This is a genomic window from Tepidimonas sp. HKU77, from assembly GCF_049728535.1.
Classification (GTDB): domain Bacteria; phylum Pseudomonadota; class Gammaproteobacteria; order Burkholderiales; family Burkholderiaceae_C; genus Tepidimonas.
This window is the reverse complement of the sequence record NZ_CP187300.1, coordinates 2,362,127-2,382,957: the sequence shown is the minus strand read 5'-3', so window position 1 is coordinate 2,382,957 and position 20,831 is coordinate 2,362,127. Positions and strand designations below refer to the sequence as shown.

Annotated in this window: 22 protein-coding genes; 11 read left to right on the top strand and 11 right to left on the bottom strand. The window is 65.8% G+C overall.

All coding sequences use genetic code 11. The annotated features are described in order from the left end of the window. The first annotated feature begins 9 nt into the window (after window positions 1–9). Together cadR and ACPP3B_RS11510 are read left to right on the top strand one after the other, a co-directional pair. The gene (cadR, locus tag ACPP3B_RS11515) at window positions 10–471 is read left to right on the top strand and encodes a Cd(II)/Pb(II)-responsive transcriptional regulator (protein ID WP_424860187.1); all 462 of its coding nucleotides are present in this window, start codon (window positions 10–12) and stop codon (window positions 469–471) included. A 99-nt stretch (window positions 472–570) separates the two neighbouring features. Continuing rightward, window positions 571–1,038 carry a hemerythrin domain-containing protein gene (locus tag ACPP3B_RS11510; RefSeq protein ID WP_424859064.1) on the top strand — a complete coding sequence of 156 codons (468 nt, stop codon included), beginning with the start codon at window positions 571–573 and terminating at the stop codon, window positions 1,036–1,038. On the opposite strand, the gene ACPP3B_RS11505 is transcribed toward ACPP3B_RS11510, so the two are convergent. Beyond that, the gene (locus tag ACPP3B_RS11505; protein WP_424860186.1) at window positions 1,020–2,225 is read right to left on the bottom strand and encodes a PLP-dependent aminotransferase family protein; all 1,206 of its coding nucleotides are present in this window, start codon (window positions 2,223–2,225) and stop codon (window positions 1,020–1,022) included. The genes ACPP3B_RS11510 and ACPP3B_RS11505 overlap by 19 nt on opposite strands. 93 nt (window positions 2,226–2,318) lie before the next feature. On the opposite strand from ACPP3B_RS11505, the gene nth reads away from it, so the two are divergent. From nth to ACPP3B_RS11485, 4 genes are read left to right on the top strand one after another with little or no spacing between them, the layout of a single operon-like run. Beyond that, on the top strand, window positions 2,319–2,972 hold the full coding sequence (nth, locus tag ACPP3B_RS11500; protein WP_424859063.1) for an endonuclease III: 654 nt from the start codon (window positions 2,319–2,321) through the stop codon (window positions 2,970–2,972). Then, window positions 2,972–3,745 carry a leucyl/phenylalanyl-tRNA--protein transferase gene (gene aat / locus ACPP3B_RS11495; protein WP_299018410.1) on the top strand — a complete coding sequence of 258 codons (774 nt, stop codon included), beginning with the start codon at window positions 2,972–2,974 and terminating at the stop codon, window positions 3,743–3,745. Before nth ends, aat begins: the two co-directional genes overlap by 1 nt. Before the next feature lie 18 nt (window positions 3,746–3,763). Beyond that, the gene (locus ACPP3B_RS11490; protein ID WP_424859062.1) at window positions 3,764–4,501 is read left to right on the top strand and encodes an arginyltransferase; all 738 of its coding nucleotides are present in this window, start codon (window positions 3,764–3,766) and stop codon (window positions 4,499–4,501) included. Window positions 4,502–4,553: 52 nt separating this feature from the next. Then, window positions 4,554–5,339: an IclR family transcriptional regulator gene (locus tag ACPP3B_RS11485; RefSeq protein ID WP_424859061.1), complete on the top strand. Its 786-nt coding sequence runs from the start codon at window positions 4,554–4,556 to the stop codon at window positions 5,337–5,339. Here ACPP3B_RS11485 and ACPP3B_RS11480 read toward each other — a convergent pair. The 6 genes from ACPP3B_RS11480 to ACPP3B_RS11455 all read right to left on the bottom strand — a co-directional run bounded on the left by ACPP3B_RS11480 (window position 5,318) and on the right by ACPP3B_RS11455 (window position 12,744). Then, on the bottom strand, window positions 5,318–6,466 hold the full coding sequence (locus tag ACPP3B_RS11480) for a D-alanyl-D-alanine carboxypeptidase family protein (RefSeq protein WP_424859060.1): 1,149 nt from the start codon (window positions 6,464–6,466) through the stop codon (window positions 5,318–5,320). The genes ACPP3B_RS11485 and ACPP3B_RS11480 overlap by 22 nt on opposite strands. A 152-nt stretch (window positions 6,467–6,618) precedes the next feature. Next, window positions 6,619–8,160, bottom strand: a complete 1,542-nt coding sequence (locus ACPP3B_RS11475) for a 2-isopropylmalate synthase (protein WP_299018418.1) — start codon at window positions 8,158–8,160, stop codon at window positions 6,619–6,621. Window positions 8,161–8,403: 243 nt separating this feature from the next. Next, the gene (gene pssA, locus ACPP3B_RS11470; RefSeq protein ID WP_424859059.1) at window positions 8,404–9,207 is read right to left on the bottom strand and encodes a CDP-diacylglycerol--serine O-phosphatidyltransferase; all 804 of its coding nucleotides are present in this window, start codon (window positions 9,205–9,207) and stop codon (window positions 8,404–8,406) included. A gap of 85 nt (window positions 9,208–9,292) precedes the next feature. Beyond that, window positions 9,293–10,309, bottom strand: a complete 1,017-nt coding sequence (gene ilvC / locus ACPP3B_RS11465; RefSeq protein ID WP_299018422.1) for a ketol-acid reductoisomerase — start codon at window positions 10,307–10,309, stop codon at window positions 9,293–9,295. A gap of 36 nt (window positions 10,310–10,345) precedes the next feature. Next, window positions 10,346–10,837 carry an acetolactate synthase small subunit gene (gene ilvN, locus ACPP3B_RS11460; RefSeq protein ID WP_068609423.1) on the bottom strand — a complete coding sequence of 164 codons (492 nt, stop codon included), beginning with the start codon at window positions 10,835–10,837 and terminating at the stop codon, window positions 10,346–10,348. A 128-nt stretch (window positions 10,838–10,965) separates the two neighbouring features. Beyond that, on the bottom strand, window positions 10,966–12,744 hold the full coding sequence (locus tag ACPP3B_RS11455) for an acetolactate synthase 3 catalytic subunit (protein WP_424859058.1): 1,779 nt from the start codon (window positions 12,742–12,744) through the stop codon (window positions 10,966–10,968). 387 nt (window positions 12,745–13,131) lie between these two features. Between ACPP3B_RS11455 and ACPP3B_RS11450 the strand changes: the two genes are divergently transcribed. Both ACPP3B_RS11450 and ACPP3B_RS11445 read left to right on the top strand, forming a co-directional pair. After that, complete coding sequence (locus ACPP3B_RS11450) at window positions 13,132–13,599, top strand: RDD family protein (RefSeq protein WP_366139699.1); 468 nt, start codon at window positions 13,132–13,134, stop codon at window positions 13,597–13,599. Then, entirely contained in the window at window positions 13,596–14,204 is a 609-nt protein-coding gene (locus ACPP3B_RS11445; RefSeq protein WP_299018431.1) for a TIGR00730 family Rossman fold protein, read from the top strand. The genes ACPP3B_RS11450 and ACPP3B_RS11445 overlap by 4 nt, the downstream gene beginning before the upstream one ends. 23 nt (window positions 14,205–14,227) lie before the next feature. Here ACPP3B_RS11445 and ACPP3B_RS11440 read toward each other — a convergent pair whose 3' ends face one another. Both ACPP3B_RS11440 and ACPP3B_RS11435 read right to left on the bottom strand, forming a co-directional pair. Further along, window positions 14,228–14,566, bottom strand: coding sequence for a P-II family nitrogen regulator (locus ACPP3B_RS11440; protein ID WP_299018433.1), 339 nt, complete (start codon window positions 14,564–14,566; stop codon window positions 14,228–14,230). 295 nt (window positions 14,567–14,861) lie between these two features. Then, window positions 14,862–16,553, bottom strand: coding sequence for an NAD+ synthase (locus ACPP3B_RS11435; RefSeq protein WP_424859057.1), 1,692 nt, complete (start codon window positions 16,551–16,553; stop codon window positions 14,862–14,864). On the opposite strand from ACPP3B_RS11435, the gene ACPP3B_RS11430 reads away from it, so the two are divergent. Next, a complete protein-coding gene (locus tag ACPP3B_RS11430; protein ID WP_299018996.1) occupies window positions 16,552–17,778 on the top strand; it encodes a GNAT family N-acetyltransferase in 1,227 nt (408 codons plus the stop codon). The genes ACPP3B_RS11435 and ACPP3B_RS11430 overlap by 2 nt on opposite strands. Here ACPP3B_RS11430 and ppa read toward each other — a convergent pair. Together ppa and ACPP3B_RS11420 are read right to left on the bottom strand one after the other, a co-directional pair. After that, the gene (gene ppa / locus ACPP3B_RS11425) at window positions 17,757–18,293 is read right to left on the bottom strand and encodes an inorganic diphosphatase (protein ID WP_299018998.1); all 537 of its coding nucleotides are present in this window, start codon (window positions 18,291–18,293) and stop codon (window positions 17,757–17,759) included. The genes ACPP3B_RS11430 and ppa overlap by 22 nt on opposite strands. Before the next feature lie 73 nt (window positions 18,294–18,366). Next, on the bottom strand, window positions 18,367–18,879 hold the full coding sequence (locus ACPP3B_RS11420) for a TlpA family protein disulfide reductase (protein ID WP_424859056.1): 513 nt from the start codon (window positions 18,877–18,879) through the stop codon (window positions 18,367–18,369). A gap of 128 nt (window positions 18,880–19,007) precedes the next feature. Here ACPP3B_RS11420 and moaA point away from each other — a divergent pair, with 128 nt between their 5' ends. Together moaA and mobA are read left to right on the top strand one after the other, a co-directional pair. After that, window positions 19,008–20,144, top strand: a complete 1,137-nt coding sequence (gene moaA, locus ACPP3B_RS11415; protein WP_424859055.1) for a GTP 3',8-cyclase MoaA — start codon at window positions 19,008–19,010, stop codon at window positions 20,142–20,144. Next, window positions 20,141–20,809, top strand: a complete 669-nt coding sequence (gene mobA / locus ACPP3B_RS11410) for a molybdenum cofactor guanylyltransferase MobA (RefSeq protein ID WP_424859054.1) — start codon at window positions 20,141–20,143, stop codon at window positions 20,807–20,809. Before moaA ends, mobA begins: the two co-directional genes overlap by 4 nt. Window positions 20,810–20,831 lie beyond the last annotated feature (22 nt).

Below are 20,831 nucleotides of genomic sequence, written 5' to 3'. Positions count from 1 at the left end.
GTCATCATGATGAAAATCGGTGAACTGGCAGCCGCCACCCAAACCCCGGTCGAGACGATCCGCTTCTACGAGCGAGAAGGCCTGCTGCCCCGCGTCGCGCGCAGCGCCAACAACTACCGCTCTTATGGGCCAGTGCATCAGCAACGGCTGACCCTCATTCGACACTGCCGCACGTTGGGCATGTCGCTCGACGAGATTCGCGCCCTGTTGCGAGTACAAGACGATCCCCAGATGGATTGCGATGCCGTCAACGCCCTGCTCGACGAGCACATCGAGCACATCGCCACGCGTATTCGCGAGTGGCGCGCCCTGAAAAAGCAGCTGGAAGCGCTGCGGGAGCAGTGCAGCGGCGGCGGTCCCGCGTCGTCCTGCGGTATCTTGCACGAACTGGCACGGGCACCCGCCGTGCCCGGTGCCAGTGAGGTCGCATGCGCCGGGTTGGGGCGAGGCGCGACCAGACAGCACGCCTAGCCGGGGTTGACGCCTACCGGGCATCCCCCCCACAATAGCAGCTTGCTTTCCGCTGGGCGATGCAGCACCGGCGTGCTGCTGGTGAGTTTTTTTCTCGACATGTCAACGCTCAGATCCGCCCCCTTTCGCCAACAGCACCAGTCCATGCGCAAGTGCATCGAAGCGATGCGCAAGCATTTCAACCCCTTGCTGCTGCCCGCCAACGCCAAGGAAGTGAGGCTGCAGTTGACGCAGTTGTTTGGCGAACTGGCGCAGTATCTGCAGGCCACGGGGAAGGACCTCTACCCCGCGTTGGCCGAAGCGCCAGACCCTGCAGCGCGGGCCGAGGCGGCACGCTTTTCAGCCGAGTTCAAACAGGTGCTGCCAAGGCTGGCCGAGTTCAATCGGCGCTGGTCATCGGCAGAGGCGATCCGTGCCCAGGCATCGTTGTTCCTCAAGGAGGCCAACGAGTTTTTGACGTGGCTGGAGCGCCGCTTCGCGGCCGAGAGCAGCGGGTTGCTGCCCTTGCTGGACCGGCTGGACGCCGCCAGCGCGGCCCCCGCCAAGGTTCAATTGGCGCGCATCTGAGTCGCCACCGCCAGCCGGCGCACCCCTTCGCGAATGCGTTCCTCGTCCACCGTCGCAAAACTCAGGCGCAGCGTCGCGCGGTCGGGGTTGGCCGCATAGAACGGCGCCCCGGGCACGAACGCCACCCCTTGCTCGATGGCGCGCTGGGCCAGCAGCGCACCATCGGCACAGCCCCCATTCGCCCCCGTCAGCCGCGCCCAGACGAACAGGCCACCGCTGGGTGCCACGAAAGTGATGGCATCCCCCAGCTCCTGCCGCAGGGCTTGCACCATGGCCGCCGCGCGCTGGGCGTAGATGGCGCGCACCCGCGCCAGGGTCGCAGGCATGCGGCCCGCAGCCAAATACTGCGCCGCGGTGGCCTGGGCAAAGGTACTGGTGTGCGCATCGCTGAACTGTTTGCACATCGTCGCCTTGGCCAGCAGCAGCGGCGGGGCAATCAACCAGCCCACGCGCAAGCCAGGCGCCAGTACCTTGCTCAGGCTGCCACAGTGGGCCAGACAATCGCGGGCACCGGGCACTTCGTTGCTCAGCGCCAACAGGCTGGGCGGCGGCGGCGCGTCGAAGTACAGGTCGCCATAGGGATCGTCCTCCACGACCAGGGTGCGCGTGCGCACCGCCAGCTCCAGCACGCGTCGGCGGCGCTCCAGCGTCATCGTGGCACCGCTCGGGTTGCCAAAGGTCGGGATCAGGTAGACGAACTTCGGCCGGTGCTCCTCGATCAGTCGCTCGAGGAGATCGACATCGGCCCCCTGCCCGTCCACCGGCACGGTGATCAGTTCGGCCCCGTAGAGTTTGAAGCACTGGATGCTGGCCAAAAACGTGGGCGCCTCCACAATCACCTTGTCACCGGGCGAGATCAGCGTTTTACCGATCAGGTCGAGCGCCTGCTGGCTGCCGGTGGTGACGATCAAATCCGCGGGCGCAACGCCGGTCGCCCCTTTGGCGGCCATGTAGGCGGCCAGTTGCTCGCGCAGCGGGTCAAACCCCTCGGTCGCCCCATACTGCAGCGCGGCACCGGGGTGGGCCGAGAGCGCGGCCAGCGCCGCCTCGCGGATGCCGTCCACATCGAACAGCGCCGAATCCGGAAATCCACCCGCAAAGCTGATGATGCCGGGCTTGCCCAGCAGCTTGAACAACTCACGGATGGCCGAAGTCTCGACATGGTCAAGGCGTGTGGCCAAGCGAATGGGATTGGTCGGCGCGGACTCGCTCGCGGCACAATTCGACATCATTGACTCTCCATCGAGGGGCAGCGGCGCTGATGCCGCCCCTTTTTTGACATGAAACCCCGCGACATCGAGGCTTTTTTTGCGACCCTGCAGGCCGAGCGCCCCTATCCGCAGACCGAGCTGGAGTATACGAGTGTGTTCGAGCTGCTCGTGGCGGTGATGCTCAGCGCCCAGGCCACCGACCGCAGTGTCAATGCGGCCACGCGACGGCTGTTTCCCGTGGCCAACACGCCACGGGCCATCCTGGCCTTGGGGCAGGAGGGGCTGGAATCGTACATCCGCACCATTGGCCTGTACCGCAGCAAAGCCCGCCACCTGCTGGCCACCTGCCAGCTGCTGCTGGAGCGCCACGGCGGCGAGGTGCCCCGTGATCGCGCCGCACTAGAGGCATTACCCGGCGTTGGGCGCAAAACGGCCAACGTGGTGCTCAACGTTGCTTTTGGCGAACCGACGATCGCGGTCGACACCCATATTTTTCGTGTGGCCAACCGCACTGGGCTGGCGCCGGGCAAGACCCCACTGCAGGTAGAGCAGGCCCTGCTGCGACGGGTGCCGCCGCGCTACCGAGAAGACGCGCATCATTGGCTCATCTTGCACGGCCGCTACGTGTGCCAAGCGCGTACCCCCCGCTGCGCCCAATGTTCGGTGGCGGCGTGGTGCGACCACGCCAAGGCGGCCAGCCGTCGCCCGCGCAAGGGGGGGTGATGGCGCACACGCCGACCCTGCCCTGGCTGGATCCGGGCGATCCCTTCCCGCCCGTGGAGCAGGCATGGGGGCCGCGCGACCCCATACCGGGGCTGCTGGCCGCTGGAGGAGCGCTGGATACGCCCACCCTGCTGGCGGCGTACCGGCAGGGGATATTCCCGTGGTTCAGCGCGGATCAGCCCATTTTGTGGTGGAGCCCCGACCCGCGCATGGTGCTGCGTCCCGAGCGTTTTCACTTGAGCCATTCACTGCGCAAGTCGCTGCGCAGCGGGCTACGCCAGGGCCGGTTGCAGATCCGGTTCGACAGCGCGTTCGATGCCGTGATCCAAGCCTGCGCCCACACCCCACGCCCGGGGCAAGACGGCACGTGGATCGTGCCAGCGATGATCGATGCCTACAGCGCCCTACATCGCGCGGGCCATGCGCACAGCGTCGAGACTTGGTGGGACGGGCGCTTGGTGGGCGGCCTGTACCTGGTCAACATCGGCCGCGCGGTGTTTGGTGAGTCCATGTTCAGCCTGCGCACGGATGCCTCGAAGATGGCGCTGGCGGCGTTGGTGGCGGCTTGTCGCACGTGGGGGGTTCCCCTCATCGACTGCCAGCAGGCCACGCGCCACCTCGCCTCGTTGGGGGCTGCGCCCGAAGCACGCGACGCCTTCGTCCGTGCGGTCGCTCGGGCCATCGACGCACCCGCGCCCGAGTGGCGTTGGGATTGCCTATACTGGGACGCATTGTGGCCCGATGCACCGCTGCCACCCTGCTCTACCCCCTGACCGACGGACGCCCCTGCCGTGACCCGACTGCAAGAGCTGCCCCTGACCGCCGTGCAGTTCTACGCCACGGCACCTTATCCCTGCAGTTACCTGCCGGATCGCCTGGCGCGCTCGCAGGTCGCCACCCCCAGCCATCTGATCGTTGGCGAAACGTACTCCCAACTGGTGGCCAGCGGCTTTCGCCGCAGCGGCCTGTTTACCTACCGCCCGCGCTGTGATGGCTGCCAAGCCTGCGTGCCCCTACGGGTGCGCGCGGCCGAATTTACGCCCAACCGAGCCCAGCGCCGTACCTGGCGCCAGCACGCGCACCTGCAGGCGCGCGTCATCCGGCTGGGCTACTCGCCGCAGCACTACGAGCTGTACCTGCGCTACCAACGCAGCCGCCACCCCGGCGGCGGCATGGACCAGGATGACGTCGAGCAGTACACCCAGTTTTTGCTGCAAAGCCACGTCAACTCGCGCCTGGTCGAGTTCGTGCTGCCCGCAGCGAGCGATCACCCCGAACGGCTGCTGATGGTGGCACTCATCGACCTGATCGACGATGGCCTGTCGGCGGTGTACACGTTCTACGATCCAGACTGGCCGGGGTCACTGGGCACCTACGGCGTGCTGTGGCAGATCGAGCAAGCACGCCGGCTGAATCTGCCCTACGTCTATCTGGGCTATTGGATCGCCGAAAGCCCGAAGATGACCTACAAGGCGCGCTTTCGGCCGCATGAGCTGTACCAGGAGGGGCGCTGGCGTTTGAGTCTTTGAGGTCGCGCCGGGATTTCATCTCGTAAAATGGATGCACATCATCCGAGCGACCATGCGCCCTTCGACCGATACGTCCTACCCTCAACCCAGCGTGCAGGTACTCGAGCGTATGTTTGCGCTGCTCGATGTGCTGGCCCGCCACGAGGACCCCGTCTCGCTCAAGACATTGGGCGAAGAGACTGGGCTGCACCCATCCACCGCCCATCGCATCCTGAATGACCTGGCCATAGGGCGATTCGTGGACCGCCCCCAACCGGGCATGTACCGGCTTGGCCTGCGACTGCTGGAATTGGGCAACCTGGTCAAGGCCCGACTCGACGTGCGCGAGGTGGCGCTGGGCCCCATGCGCGAGCTGCACCGCCAGATCCAGCAACCCGTCAATCTGAGCGTGCGCCAGGGTGACGAGATCGTCTACATCGAGCGCGCCTACAGCGAGCGTTCCGGAATGCAGGTGGTGCGCGCGATCGGCGGGCGCGCCCCGCTGCACCTGACGTCGGTGGGCAAGCTGTTTTTGGCGCAGGAAGACCCGCAGCGGCTGCGCGCCTATGCGACGCGCACGGGCCTGGCTGGCAACACCCCGAACAGCATCACCCAATTGCCCGCGCTGGAAAAAGAGCTGGCGCTGTGCCGCCGACTGGGCGTGGCACGCGACAATGAAGAACTCGAACCCGGCGTGCGCTGCATGGCCGCTGGCATCTACGACGACCAAGGCAGGCTGGTCGCGGGACTGTCGATTTCAGCCCCCGCCAATCGCATCGATGAGAGCTGGCTGCCCAAATTGCAAGCCACCGCGGCGCGCATCAGCGCCGCATTGGGTTATACGCCGACGCGCCCTTGACCCTGAGGCAGCGACTGTTCGAGCCAGTGCAGCAGCCGCTCGGCGTCGGTCCAGCGGGCCGACGAATCCGCCGCATCCATCAACACCATGATCAAGTTTCGCCCCGCCAGCCGCACCTGCATCGCGACACAGCGCCCCGCTTCGCGAATGTAGCCAGTCTTTTGCAGCAGAATATCCCAGCTACTCTCACGCACCAGCTTGTTGCTGTTGCGGTACTGAACGACGCGCCGGCCGCTGGCCAGCTCGTAGGACGGCGCGGTGCTGAGCTCGCGCAACATGGGCCGCTCTGCCGCCGCTGCCACCAGCCGCGCCAAGTCGCGCGGGCTGGAGCGGTTGTCAGGCGACAGCCCTGTGGGCTCGACGAAACGCGTCTGGGTCATGCCGATCTCGGCTGCCTTGCGGTTCATTGCCGCGACGAACGCCCCGACACCGCCCGGATAAGTCCGCCCCAACGCATGGGCGGCGCGGTTCTCGCTGGACATCAGCGCCAAATGCAGGGCCTCACCCCGGGTCAGCCGGGTGCCGACCGCCAGCCGCGAGCCGCTGCCCTTGATGCGGTCGACATCATCCTCTGTAATAGTGAGTACCTCATCCATCGGCAGGTTAGCATCGGCGATGACCAAGCCCGTCATCAGCTTGGTCAGCGAGGCAATCGGCAGCACAGCGGCATCGTTCTTGCCGACCAGCACGGCATTGGTGTCACGGTCGATCACCAAGACGGCTTGAGAATGCAGATAGGCGGGATCGAGCGCCTGCGCCGCGGGCGCTGGGGTCGAAGCGGCGTCGAAAGATGCCGTCGCGAGTCCCGCGACTGCCGCCGCAGGCACCAGCGCAGATGGACGGGATGCCAATGCATTCGAGTCGCGCGCGACACGGTCGGTCACGGCCGGGGCGCGCCTGGGCACGTCCGCCTTGCGGGCTTGGAGCTTCTGCTGGTTTGTTTTCTTGGCCTTGGCGCGGGCGGTTGCCTTGGCACGCGGTTTGGCCGGCGCCTCGGCGCGATCCGCCTTGGCTACCTTCGCGGGCTTGCGCGGCGCCGCCTCGCACATGGCTGGGGGTAGTGTCAACCCCAACGCCACCAGCACGGTGGCCAGCGTACGCAACCCCGCGGTCGGGATGATGCTCATGGTGTCGGCCCCATTGGTTGACGACAATGGCATCAGTATAGGCCACGCCCCGGCGAAAACGTGCTTCTCGACAGCGCGTTAGACAAATTTTTTGAGGGTTCGATGCAACACCGGGCCGACCGCCCCATCGGCCCGGCGCGCAACTCGCCTACTCAGCCCTGCGCCGCCACCCGATCGACCTTGCTGTGCAACTTGGTCAGGGCCGAGAGGTAGGCCTTGGCCGAGGCCACGACGATATCCGGATCGGCCCCTACGCCATTGACGACGCGCCCGCCATGCTGCAAGCGAATGGTGACCTCGCCCTGCGACTCGGTGGAGCCGCTGGTGATGGCGTTGACCGAGTACAGCAGCAGCTCCGCCCCGCTCTTGACGTGCGATTCGATCGCCTTGATGCTGGCATCCACCGGGCCGTTGCCGTCCGCTTCACCCACGTATTCCTTGCCGTCGATGGTGAAGACCACGCGCGCGTGCGGTCGCTCTCCCGTCTCGGAGTGCTGCGACAGCGACACCAGGCCGTATTGCTCTTTTTCGGGCGTCACGCTCTCATCGCTGACCAAGGCGATGATGTCCTCATCGAAAATCTCCGCCTTGCGATCCGCGAGCTCCTTGAATTTGGCAAACGCCGCGTTGAGCTCGGTCTCGGACTCCATCTCGATGCCGAGCTCTTGCAGACGTTGTTTGAACGCGTTGCGGCCCGAGAGCTTGCCGAGCACGATCTTGTTGGTTGACCAGCCCACGTCCTCGGCACGCATGATCTCGTAGGTGTCGCGCGCCTTGAGCACCCCGTCTTGGTGAATGCCGCTGGCGTGCGCGAATGCGTTGGCACCGACCACGGCCTTGTTGGGTTGCACCACGAAGCCGGTGGTTTGGCTCACCAGTCGGCTGGCGGGAACGATTTGCGTGGTGTCGATGCCCACCTCGAGCCCGAAGTAGTCGCGCCGCGTCTTGACTGCCATGACCACTTCTTCCAGCGCGCAGTTGCCGGCACGCTCGCCCAAGCCGTTGATGGTGCACTCCACCTGGCGCGCGCCGCCGATCTTGACCCCGGCCAGCGAGTTGGCCACCGCCATCCCTAAGTCGTTGTGGCAATGCACACTCCAAATCGCCTTGTCCGAATTGGGGATGCGCTCGCGCAGCGTCTTGATGAACTGGCCGTACAGCTCCGGCACCGCGTAGCCGACCGTGTCGGGGATGTTGATGGTGGTGGCGCCCTCGTCGATCACCGCTTCCAGCACACGGCAGAGGAAGTCAAGCTCGGAGCGGTAGCCGTCCTCGGGAGAAAACTCCACGTCCGGACACAGGTTGCGCGCAAACCGCACCGCCAGCCGCGCCTGCTCGTACACCTGATCGGGCGTCATGCGCAGCTTTTTTTCCATGTGCAGCGGACTGGTGGCGATGAAGGTGTGGATGCGCGCCCGATTCGCACCGCGCAACGCCTCGGCTGCACGCGAGATGTCACGGTCGTTGGCGCGCGCCAGCGAACAGACCGTGGAGTCCTTGATGGTGTCGGCGATCGCCTTGACCGCCTCGAAATCGCCATTGGAGCTGGCGGCAAACCCGGCTTCGATCACGTCGACGCGCAGCCGCTCGAGCTGGCGCGCGATGCGCAGCTTTTCCTCTTTGGTCATGGAGGCGCCGGGCGATTGCTCGCCGTCGCGCAACGTGGTGTCGAAAATGATGAGCTTGTCGGTCATGGCGGAAACTCCTACAGGGATGGCTGCGGCCCCCATCCCGGCTGCGCGGTCGGCAAAACAAACGGCCCGCAGCGGGATGGCATGCGGGCCGTGGGGGTTAGGTTGCGCGCGCTAAACCGCCTGCCCGCCATGGGGTAGGCGCAGTAGGCGATTCAGCAAACGGTCCATGGGCGCAATGTATCACAAGCCGGGACTCCCAGCCCATGAACACCTTCCATCGCCGCGATAGGTCAAACCCATGGGTTACTCGTGCAGGCCGCGCTCGTCAGGCTCATCGGTGGACGTGCTGACCACGCTCACCGGACGCCCCTTGGCCTTGCGCACCGCATAGACGACATAGCCCGACAGTCCATAGAGCACGAACAGCACGAACAGGACCACTGGCGGGTGGATGTTGATGATGGCGATGCCCAGGGCGATGAGGACCAACGTCGCAAATGGCACGCTCTTTTTCAGGCTCAGGTCCTTGAAGCTGTAGAAGGGCACGTTGGTGACCATGGTCAGCCCCGCGTACAGCGTCAGGGCGAACAGCCCCCACTGCAGCCCATCGCCCGTGTGCCCCGCATCGGTGGCCAACCAGATGAAGCCGGCCACCAGCGCCGCGGCGGCGGGCGATGGCAGCCCTTGGAAATAGCGCTTGTCCACCACGTGGGTGTTGACGTTGAACCGCGCCAGCCGCAGCGCTGCGCAGGCGCAGTACACGAAGGCCGCGATCCAGCCCCAGCGCCCCAGATCGCGCAACGCCCACTCGTACGCCACCAGGGCGGGGGCGGCGCCGAACGACACCATGTCCGACAGCGAGTCCATCTGCTCGCCAAAGGCACTCTGGGTGTGCGTCAGGCGCGCGATGCGCCCGTCCAGGCTATCGAGCACCATGGCCACGAAGATCGCAGTCGTGGCCAAGTCGTAGCGGCCGTTCATGGCCATGACGATGGCGTAGAACCCGCCAAACAGCGCAGCCAGCGTGACCAGGTTGGGCAACAGGTAGATGCCCTTGGAGCGGCGAGGCGTGGGCGCCTCGAGGGAATGTTCGGATTCTTCGATCATGAGCAAGCAGCAGGCCAAACATGCACCCCGGCCGAGACTCTGATGGCAGACTCTGCCGGGTGCGCAAGTGTACGCCCGCGCGGGCTCAGTTGCGGCTCTGGTCGACCAGCTTGTTCTTGGCGATCCAGGGCATCATGGCGCGCAACTGAGCGCCGACGACCTCGATCGGGTGCGCGGCCAGGTTGCGGCGACGCGCCGTCATGCTGGGGTAGTTCAGCCGCCCTTCCTGGATAAACATTTTGGCGTAGTCGCCGTTTTGGATGCGCTCCAGCGCGCGGCGCATGGCTTTGCGCGATTCCTCGTTGATCACCTCGGGGCCGGTCACATACTCACCGAACTCCGCGTTGTTGGAGATCGAGTAGTTCATGTTGGCGATGCCGCCCTCGTACATCAGGTCGACGATCAGCTTGAGCTCGTGCAGGCACTCGAAATAGGCCATCTCGGGCGCGTAGCCAGCCTCGACCAGCGTCTCGAAGCCCATCTTGACCAGCTCCACCGCGCCGCCACACAGCACCGCCTGCTCGCCAAACAGGTCGGTCTCGGTTTCTTCCTTGAACGTGGTCTCGATGATGCCCGCCTTACCACCGCCGTTGGCCATGGCGTAGCTCAGCGCCAGGTCACGCGCCTTGCCGCTCTTGTCCTGGTGCACGGCCACCAGGTGTGGCACACCGCCGCCTTGCAGGTAAGTGGAGCGCACGGTGTGACCGGGCGCCTTGGGCGCCACCATCCACACGTCCAAGTCGGCGCGCGGCACCACTTGGTTGTAGTGCACGTTGAAGCCGTGCGCGAACGCCAGCGACGCCCCCTGGCGGATGTGGGGCTCGACGTTGGCCTTGTACACATCGGCGATTTGCTCGTCCGGCAGCAGCATCATGACCACGTCGGCGGCCTTGACCGCATCGTCGACCTCCATGACGGTCAGGCCGGCTTTTTCGGCTTTGGCCCACGAGGCGCCCCCTTTGCGCAGGCCGACGACGACACGCACACCGCTGTCGTTGAGGTTTTGCGCGTGCGCATGGCCCTGGCTGCCGTAACCGATGATGGCCACGGTCTTGCCCTTGATGAGGCTGAGGTCACAATCCTTGTCGTAAAAAACTTTCATTGCTTGGGCTCCAGTGAGATACGGGGCAGGGTGGGGTCAGACCCGGAGGATGCGCTCGCCGCGGCCAATGCCACAGGCGCCGGTGCGCACCGTCTCCAGAATCGCGCTGCGGTCGATCGCCTGTAGGAAGGCGTCGTTCTTTGCCTGGTCACCGGTGAGCTCGATGGTGTAGCTTTTTTCGGTGACGTCGATGATGCGGCCGCGGAAAATGTCGGCCATGCGCTTCATCTCCTCGCGCTCCTTGCCGACCGCGCGCACCTTGACCAGCATCAGCTCGCGCTCGGTGTAGGCGCCCTCGGTCAGGTCGACGACCTTGACGACCTCGATCAGGCGGTTGAGGTGCTTGGTGATCTGCTCGATGACGTCGTCCGAGCCCGTCGTCTGGATCGTCATGCGCGACAGCGACGGGTCCTCGGTCGGGGCGACGGTGAGCGACTCGATGTTGTAGCCCCGCGCCGAGAACAGCCCGACGACGCGCGACAGGGCCCCGGCCTCGTTTTCCAGCAAAACGGCGATGATGTGTTTCATGGGTGAGATTCCTCTTTTCGGCCGCCCTCCCCCGCCCCCGGTAAGGGGCGGGCTTGGCGGTCAATAGATTCCTCGGATTCGTCGCCAGCGGGCCATCCCCACACCGGGGGCCGCCCGCCGCGATGGCGTCACAGGTCCTCGCTGCCGAGCAGCATCTCGGTGATGCCCTTGCCCGCCTGCACCATGGGCCAGACGTTTTCGGTCGGGTCGGTGCGGAAGTCGATGAACACCGTGCGATCCTTGAGCTTGCGCGCCTCGCGCAGCGCGGGCTCGACGTCCTGCGGCCGCTCCACCAGCAGGCCGACATGCCCGTAGGCCTCGGCCAGCTTGACGAAGTTGGGCAGCGCGTCCATGTAGGAGTGGCTGTAGCGGCCGGAGTACTCGATCTCCTGCCACTGGCGCACCATGCCCAGGTAGCGGTTGTTCAGCGACAGGATCTTGATCGGCGTGTTGTACTGCAGGCAGGTGGACAGCTCCTGGATGCACATCTGCACCGAGCCTTCCCCCGTCACGCAGAACACCTCGGCCTCGGGCTTGGCCAGCTTGATGCCCATGGCATAAGGGATGCCCACGCCCATGGTACCCAGGCCACCCGAGTTGATCCAGCGCCGCGGCTGGTCGAACTTGTAGAACTGTGCCGCCCACATCTGGTGCTGGCCAACGTCGGAGGTGATGTAGGCCTCGACGTCTTTGGTCATGTTCCACAGGGTTTCGATGACCATCTGCGGCTTGATGACCTCGGTGTTGTGGCGGTCGTACTTCAGGCAGTCGCGCGCACGCCAGCCTTCGATCGTCTTCCACCAATCCGCGAGTGCCTGCTCGTCCGGGCGCAGGGGGCTTTCGCGGATCATGGCGATCAGCTCGGTGAGCACGTCCTTGACGTCGCCCACGATCGGCACGTCCACCTTGACGCGCTTGGAGATGCTCGACGGGTCGATGTCGATGTGGATGATCTTGCGCTCGTTTTGCGCGAAGTGCTTGGGGTTGCCAATGACGCGGTCGTCGAAGCGCGCCCCCACCGCCAACAGCACGTCGCAGTTTTGCATGGCGTTGTTGGCTTCGAACGTACCGTGCATGCCCAGCATGCCCAGGAAGCGCCGATCGGTGGCCGGAAACGCCCCCAGCCCCATCAGTGTGTTGGTGACCGGGTAGTTCAGCAGGTCCACGAGCTGACGCAGCTCCGCCACCGCATTGCCCAAAATGACGCCACCACCCGTATAAATGTAGGGCCGCTTCGCCGTCAGCAGCAGTTGCAGCGCCTTGCGGATTTGCCCGCCGTGCCCCTTGCGCACCGGGTTGTACGAGCGCAGGGCGATGCTCTCTGGGTACCCGGTAAACGTGGTCTTTTTGAACGAAACGTCCTTGGGGATGTCGATCACGACCGGTCCGGGGCGGCCGGTGCGCGCGATGTGAAACGCCTTTTTGATGGTGACGGCGAGATCGCGCACGTCCTTGACCAGGAAGTTGTGCTTGACGATCGGGCGCGTGATGCCGACGGTGTCGCATTCCTGGAACGCGTCCAGACCGATGGCGGCCGTGGGCACCTGCCCGGTGATGATCACCATCGGGATGGAGTCCATGTAGGCGGTGGCGATGCCCGTGATGGCGTTGGTCACCCCCGGCCCGCTGGTCACCAGCGCCACACCCACTTCGCCCGTCGCGCGGGCGTAGCCGTCGGCGGCATGCACAGCGGCTTGCTCGTGCCGCACCAGCACGTGCTGGATGGTATCTTGCTTGTACAGCGCGTCGTAGATGTAGAGGACGGCGCCACCGGGGTAGCCCCAGATGTATTGAACGCCTTCTGCCTGCAGGCAGCGCACGAGAATCTCGGCGCCCATCAGCTCCTCAGCGCACGCCTGACCCGCTGCGGCGGCGGCAGACGCGACTTCGGCCTTGTTGATTTCCATGACTGACAACCTTTCAGTATTTCTCTGACGAAAAACCTCCGGTGCCCCTGGGTCACGCCCTTGTGAGGCGGCTTTGGGACTTGAGGCCAAGGCCATGGCGGTCGATCCGCTACCTTGACCCGTTTCGGTGTGGCAATGGGTTGATACCAGCTCGCATTATGGCACTGCAGCGCGCTTTTGGCACTGCGGGACACCGCTTTTTTGTTTTGCGCGGCCCCACCGCCCTGACCAGCAGGGCACCGACTCACCCATGAGACAATGCGGTCGATAACGGTTCCTGACCGCCCATCGCCCCCCGTTTCCCGCTGACCGTTGCGCATGCAGCCCCTGCCCGTCGACGCCACCCCCCCGCCCCTCCGCCTGATCGCCCCGTCGCTGCCCCGGCGCATGGCGTGCTGGCTGTACGAGGGCATGCTGCTGTTCGGTGTGGTGTTCATCGCTGGTTATTTGTTTTCGGCGCTGACGCAGACGCGCCATGCGCTGGACAACCGACACGCGCAACAGGCATTTTTGTTCGTGGTGCTGGGCATTTATTTCACTTGGTTCTGGCACAAAGGCCAGACGCTGGCCATGAAGACCTGGCACATCCGTGTCGTCGACCGCTGGGGACGGCCGCTGACGCAGACACGCGCACTGTGGCGCTACGTGCTGTCGTGGTCCTGGTTCCTGCCACCGCTGGTGCTGCGTGAATGGCTGCAACTGCCCGCGCTGGAGGTGCTGGTGTTGCTGGGCGGCTGGATCGCGGTCTGGGCGCTGCTCGCGCGCTTTCACCCCGAACGCCAGTTCTGGCACGACGCCTGGGCCGGCACCCGGCTGGTGGACAGCCGCACCCATCCCACGAACGTCGCGTCATGACCCCGGACCTGCCCTCGTCTCCCTCGGCGGCCTTTTCGCTGTGCGTCTATTGTGGCTCGCGCCCAGGTGTGGACGGGCGCTTTCTGGCATTGGCCGAGCAAGTCGGCACCTGGATCGGCCGCCACGGCGGGCGACTGGTCTACGGTGGAGGCAACGGCGGATTGATGGGCCGGCTGGCCGACGCGACGTTGGCCGCAGGCGGCATCGTCATCGGAGTGATGCCGGAAAGCCTGGTGGAGCGCGAGTTTGCCAAGCGCGACTGCACCGAGCTGCACATCGTGCAAACGATGCACCAGCGCAAACACATGATGGCCGAGCGGGCCGACGCGTTCCTCGCGCTGCCCGGGGGGCTGGGCACGTTCGAAGAGCTGTTCGAAGTGTGGACGTGGCGCCAGCTGGGCTACCACGACAAACCCATCGGCCTGTTGAACGCCGACGGCTACTACGATGGCCTGCTGGCGTTTTTGACCCAGACCGTGCGCGCGGGCTTCGTGGGTGACTGGCAACTCGACCTGGTCACCGTCGAGCGCACACCCGAAGCGCTGCTGCCACGTCTGGTCGAGGCGGCGGGCTGGGCACCCACGGCCGACCTGCGGCGCATCTGACGGCGCTGGCCAGCGACGCCGGATCAGACCGCTTCGTCGTCTTCTTCGCCGGTGCGGATGCGGATGACCTTTTCCACCGGCGTCACGAAAATCTTGCCGTCGCCGATCTTGCCGGTGCGCGCCGCGCGCACGATGGCCTCGATGCAGCGCTCCACGTCGCCGTCACGCACCACGACGTCGATGCGCACCTTGGGCAGAAAATCGACCACGTATTCAGCGCCGCGGTAAAGCTCGGTGTGCCCTTTTTGGCGCCCGAAACCCTTGACCTCGGTCACCGTCAGCCCCGTCACGCCCTGCTCGGCCAGGGCCTCGCGGACCTCTTCGAGCTTGAACGGTTTGATGACGGCGGTGATCTGCTTCATGCGCGGCGACTCCGGATCGGTTGGTGGGGAAAGGGGTGACGCGAGCGTCTCGGTGCGGCCCCGAGCGCCCGCAGCGCGAAATCTACCACACCCCCCAACGGAATGACGGCGCGGGGTGTCAATCTTCGCGCATGACCCGCGCCCAGTCGATGACGACACCGGGTACACTGTGCGCCGCAGTCGTGCCGTGCAGCGCTTGCACCTCGGGCTTGCCGTAGGCCCCCTTCACCAACAAATAGATGGTGACGATGGGTCCACCGGATGCACGAGCCAGTACTCGCGCGCAGGCCGCGCGTCAGCCGCGCCAGCGGTTGGTGTTGGGGTAGCGCCAGTCCTTGCCAAAGCTGCGGTGCGTCACGCGAATCCCCACGGGGGCCTGGCGGCGTTTGTACTCGTTGATCCGAATCAGCCGCACCACTTGCTCGACCGCCTGCGCGGGATAACCCTCGGCCACGATCTCGGCGGGGCTGCGATCGTTTTCCATGTAGCGCTCGATGATCGCATCGAGCACGTCGTAGGGCGGCAACGTGTCCTGGTCGGTTTGATCGGGGCGCAACTCGGCGCTGGGCGCCCGGGTGATGATGCGCTGCGGAATCGGATCGGGGCCGCGGCCGTAGGGGTCGTGCGCGTTGCGCCAGCGTGCCAGCCGCCACACCCAGGTCTTGGTCACGTCCTTGATGACGGCAAAGCCGCCGGCCATGTCCCCGTAGAGGGTGCAGTAGCCGGTGGCCATCTCGCTTTTGTTGCCAGTGGTCAGCACGATGTCGCCGAACTTGTTGGACAGCGCCATCAGCAGCGTGCCGCGAATGCGCGCCTGGAGGTTTTCTTCGGTGGTGTCGGCGGGCCCCCCCTCGAACAGCGGCTGCAGCGCCGCTCGAAACCCATCGAAGATCGGGCCGATCGCGATTTCGTCGTAGCGCACCCCGAGCCGTGCTGCCATGTCGCGCGCGTCCAGCCAAGAGATGTCGGCGGTGTAGGGCGACGGCATCATGACCGCGCGCACGCGCTGGGGCCCCAGCGCATCCACCGCGATCGCCAGCACCAGCGCCGAGTCGATGCCGCCCGACAAACCGATGATCGCGCCGGGAAAGCCGTTCTTCTCGACGTAGTCGCGCGTGCCCAGCACCAGCGCGTGCCACAAGTCTTCCTCGGTGGTGGGCTGTGGCGCCACCGGGCCCTGCACCGTCCAGCCACCATCGGCACACGGGTGCAGATCGACCCGCAGCACATCCTCGGCAAAACTAGGGGCACGCGCGGCCACGTCACCCTGCGTGTCGAGGGCGAAGCTGCGCCCTTCGAACACGATTTCGTCCTGCCCACCCACCAGGTGCGCATACACGAGCGGCAGCCCCGTCTGCCGCACGCGCTCGCGCATGGCACGCTCGCGCTCGTCGCCTTTGCCGATGTGAAACGGCGACGCATTGATGACGCACAGCACCTCGGCGCCAGCCGCCTTCGTCTCTGTCGCCGGCTGCTCGTACCACGCATCCTCGCAGATCAGCAGTCCGATGCGGTGGCGACGGCCATCGACCGTCACATCGAACACGCCGGGGGTGTCGCCCGGCACGAAATAGCGCCGCTCGTCGAAGACCTGGTAGTTGGGCAGTTCGCGCTTGGCATAGCGGTGCACGATGCGCCCCTCGACCACGACGCTGGCGGCGTTGAGGCACGGCGCGCACCCCACACTGCGCCCCGCGCGGGCCGTCGCCCCCGGGGCGGGCAGCGGCTGTCCCACCACAATGTGCAGGCCCAAAAGGTGCGCCGTCTGCGCCGCGACGGTTTGCACGGCATCATCGCAGGCATCGACGAATGCAGGCCGCAAATACAGGTCTTCGGCCGCATAGCCGCAAATCGCGAGTTCAGGCGTCAGCAGCACCTGGGCACCCTGCGCGTGCGCGGTGTGCGCGGCCTCGATGATGCGACGCGCGTTGCCGGCCAAGTCACCCACCATGAAATTGCACTGCGCGACTGCGATCCGGATTGCCATGGATGCCTCAACCTGCGACAAGGGGTTCGATTATCTCACCCGCATCGTGCGCGACCCGCGCGAGATCGACGCGCCCACTTGGAACGCGCTGCTATGGGCGCAGCCCGGTGGCAAGGCTTGCGGCCCGTTCATGCGTCACGAATACCTGTGCGCGCTGCACGAGACGGGCTGCGCCACGGCCGCCACCGGCTGGGCACCGCACTGGGTCACGTTGTGGTCGCGCGACGATGGCCGCTTGGTGGCCGCCGCACCCGCGTATGCCAAGGCCCACTCCTACGGCGAGTACGTGTTCGACTGGGCTTGGGCCGACGCGCACCACCGGCACGGGATCGCCTACTACCCCAAGGGCGTGGTCGCCGTCCCATTCACCCCCGTGGCGGGGCCGCGCCTGCTGGCGCGCGATGCGGCGGCGCGTGCGGCCCTCGTGCAAGCGCTGTTGGCGCACGCGCACGCCAGCGGCTGGTCTTCCCTGCACGTGCTGCTGGGCACACCCGACGACAGTCACGCCGCCGATGCCCACGGCCTGATGGCGCGCGAGACGGTGCAATTCCACTGGCACAACCAGCATCCCGAGCGTGGCGGACCGTTTACGGATTGGGACGACTTTCTGGCCAGCTTGAGCCACGACAAGCGTAAAAAAATCCGTCAGGAGCGCCGCAAGGTCGCCGACGCCGGGGTGACGATCGAGGCGCGGCGAGGCGACGCCATTTCACCCGCCGACTGGGACTTTTTCTTTCGCTGCTATGCGCAGACCTATTGGGAGCATGGCAACCCGCCCTACCTGAACGCCGCCTTCTTCCAATCGGTCGCCAGGGCGCTGCCGGATCACTGGCTGATGTTCATCGCGCGTGATGGGGCTGACCAGCCCATGGCCGCCAGCCTGGTCGCGCTTGGTGACGCCACTCCGCAACCACGGGCGGCCTTTGGGCGCTACTGGGGCGCGTTGGCGCGCGTGGACTGTCTGCACTTCGAGCTGTGCTACTACCAGCCGCTGCAGTGGTGCATCCACCACGGGGTGGCGCGCTTCGAAGGTGGCGCGCAAGGCGAGCACAAAATGGCCCGAGGCCTGCTGCCCACGACGGTGCACAGCCGCCACTGGCTGGCTCATCCGGCGTTTGCGCACGCCGTAGATAACTACTTGGCCCGGGAGCGCTCGGCAACGGCCGCCTATCAGGCGGCCTTGCAAGCGCACGCACCCTACCGTCAGGCAGACTGCGCGCGGTAGGCCTCGACGCCCGCCAAAATCTCCTGCCGGGCTTCTTCGACCGTACCCCAACCCAGCACTTTGACCCATTTGCCAGGGTCGAGATCTTTGTAGTGCTCAAAGAAGTGCTCGATGGTCTTGCGCTGCAAGGGGTGGAGATCCTCGACCGATTGCAGGTTCGAGTACAGGGGCAAGATTTTGTCTGTCGGCACGGCCAATACCTTGCCGTCCACGCCACCCTCGTCCTCCATCTTCAGGATGCCCAGCGCCCGACACGGCACCACCACGCCCGGCGGCAGCGGCACAGGCGTCAACACGAGCACGTCCACCGGGTCGCCATCGCCGGCGATGGTTTGGGGCACGTACCCATAATTGGCCGGGTAGTGCATCGCGGTGTTCATGAAGCGATCGACGAAGATCGCGCCCGAGGCCTTATCGACTTCGTACTTGATCGGCTCGCCATGCATCGAGATTTCGATGATGACGTTGAAGGCGTCGGGGACTTTGTTGCCTGGGGTAACTTGATTGAAAGCCATGACAAGCGAAGGGGTAGATAGCAGAACGACTGGCGATTGTGGTTTATTTTACTGGCACCAAACTGACGCCCCATCAGGTCAAAAAGCGCGCGATGCCCTCCACATCCTCGGGGAAGAGCTGTCCACGCTCGGCCATGACGATGCGGCCGTCACGCCCACGCACCAGCGTGATGGGCAGCCCCTTGGGCTTGGGCATGGCACGCTGGACCTCCGGCGTCACCCAGGCGCTCGGAAAGGTGTAGCCGCGCTGTTGCAGGTAGCGCCGCGCGGCGTCGGCCGTGCGGTCGATGGACAAGCCCAGCAACAGCCAGCCGGGCTGTGTGGCGTGAGTGCGCCAGAAGCGCTCGATGTGCGGCGACGTCACCGCACAAAACGGACAGGTGCTGGCCCACCAGTACAGCACCAGCACGCGCCCCTCGGCATCGGCGGGCTCGAACCGCGTGCCGTCTAGGCGCTCCATCGACGGCACGCGCCATGGCGCGCCCAGTGCTGGCAGGGCAGGCGCGCGCGCCTCGGCCGCCGCCACATCGGCCGGTTGGGCCCAGGCCCGCTGGCCACTCCAGCCTGCCAGTACGCTCCCTGCCATGTGTACCAACCAGTGTCTGCGTCGCCACATCACACAACCCCATTTCCTGTGACAGCATCCGCGCCGAGTACGCGGGATCCGGGTAAGTCTCGGTGGACATTCACCGCAATGCTGCTAATCTAGCGCACATGTCCGAGCGTGTCATTCCCTTGGTCGATCAGCGCATCGCGGCGCTGAGCGCACCGCGCCCCATCGTACCCATCGTGCCACGTGGCCATGTCGCGGACCGACTGGGTCGCCCGCTGCGGGATCTGCGCATCAGCGTGACGGATCGCTGCAACTTTCGCTGCAGCTACTGCATGCCCAAGGATGTCTTCACCAAGGACTACCCTTATCTGCCACACGCGGCGCTGCTGACGTTCGAGGAAATCACGCGGCTGGCACGGCTGTTCGTGGCGCACGGCGTGCGCAAGCTACGCCTGACCGGGGGCGAGCCGCTGTTGCGCAAAAACTTGGAGATCCTGATCGAGCAGTTGGCTGCCCTGCGCACGCCCGAGGGCGAGCCGCTGGACCTGACACTGACCACCAATGGCAGCCTGCTGCGCCGCAAGGCGCGGGCGCTGCGCGACGCCGGGCTGCAGCGCGTCACGGTCAGCCTCGACGGACTGGACGACGCCGTCTTTCGCCGCATGAACGACGTCGATTTTCCCGTGGGCGAGGTACTCGATGGCATCGCCGCCGCGCAGGCGGTTGGGCTGGGGCCGATCAAGGTCAACATGGTCGTCAAGCGCGGCACGAACGACGACCAGATCACCCCCATGGCGCGGCATTTTCGCGGCAGTGGTATTGTGCTGCGCTTCATCGAGTACATGGACGTGGGCGCCACCAATGGCTGGCGCATGGATGAAGTGCTGCCTAGTGCCGACGTGCTGGCACGGCTGCAGCGCGAGTTTGCCCTGGTGCCGCTGGAGCCGAGCGCGCCGGGCGAGACCGCCCAACGCTGGGGCTATGCCGGACCCGATGGGCGGCACGATCCCCAATTGGGCGAAATCGGCCTCATCAGCAGCGTCACACAGGCTTTTTGCCGCGACTGCAACCGCATCCGTCTGTCGACCGAGGGCAAGGTCTATCTGTGCCTGTTTGCCGACCGCGGCTATGACTTGCGCAGCCTGCTGCGCGGTGGGGCCAGCGACGAAGACATCGCGTCGTCGCTGGCCGCCATCTGGCAGGGACGCAACGACCGTTACTCCGAACTGCGCGCCCTGCTGCCGGCGGAACAGCGCAGCGCTGCACGCCGCATCGAAATGAGCTACATCGGGGGATGAAGCGCATGACCGCGGGGGAATCACCTGTACCGGGCAGCGTCACCGGCGTTGTGCTGGCAGGCGGTCAGGGCAGCCGCATGGGCGGCATCGACAAGGGGCTGCAAACCTACCGCGGCGTGCCGCTGGCCCTGAACGCACTGCTGCGCCTGCGCCAGCAGCGCGGCGACTGGATCGGCGACGTCATGATCAACGCCAACCGCCATCTGGGGGCGTACGAGGGGTTCGGCGTTCCCGTCTGGCCCGACACCGTTGGCGGCTTTGCCGGGCCGCTGGCGGGAATGCTGACCGCGCTCACCCATGCGCAAACGCCATTCGTGCTGACCGTGCCGTGCGACGCGCCGCGCTTTCCGCTCGACCTGGCCGACCGGATGTGCCAGACCCTGATCGAACACCAGGCCGACTTGGCCATGGCCGCTGGCCCAGAGGCTGACGGGCGGGTACGCACGCAACCCGTCTTTTTGTTGCTGGGCACCCACTTGCTGGAAGATTTGGACCGCTTTCTGAGCGAAGGGGGACGCAAGATCGACGCCTGGACGGCACGCCACCGCTGCGTGCCGGTGGCGTTCGACCGACCGAATGACGACCCCCTCGCCTTTGCCAATGTCAACACGCTGGCCGATTTGCACGCGCTGGAGACCACGGCCACCCCTGCACAACACCCGTGACGCGCCGCCGGGCGCGTCGCCA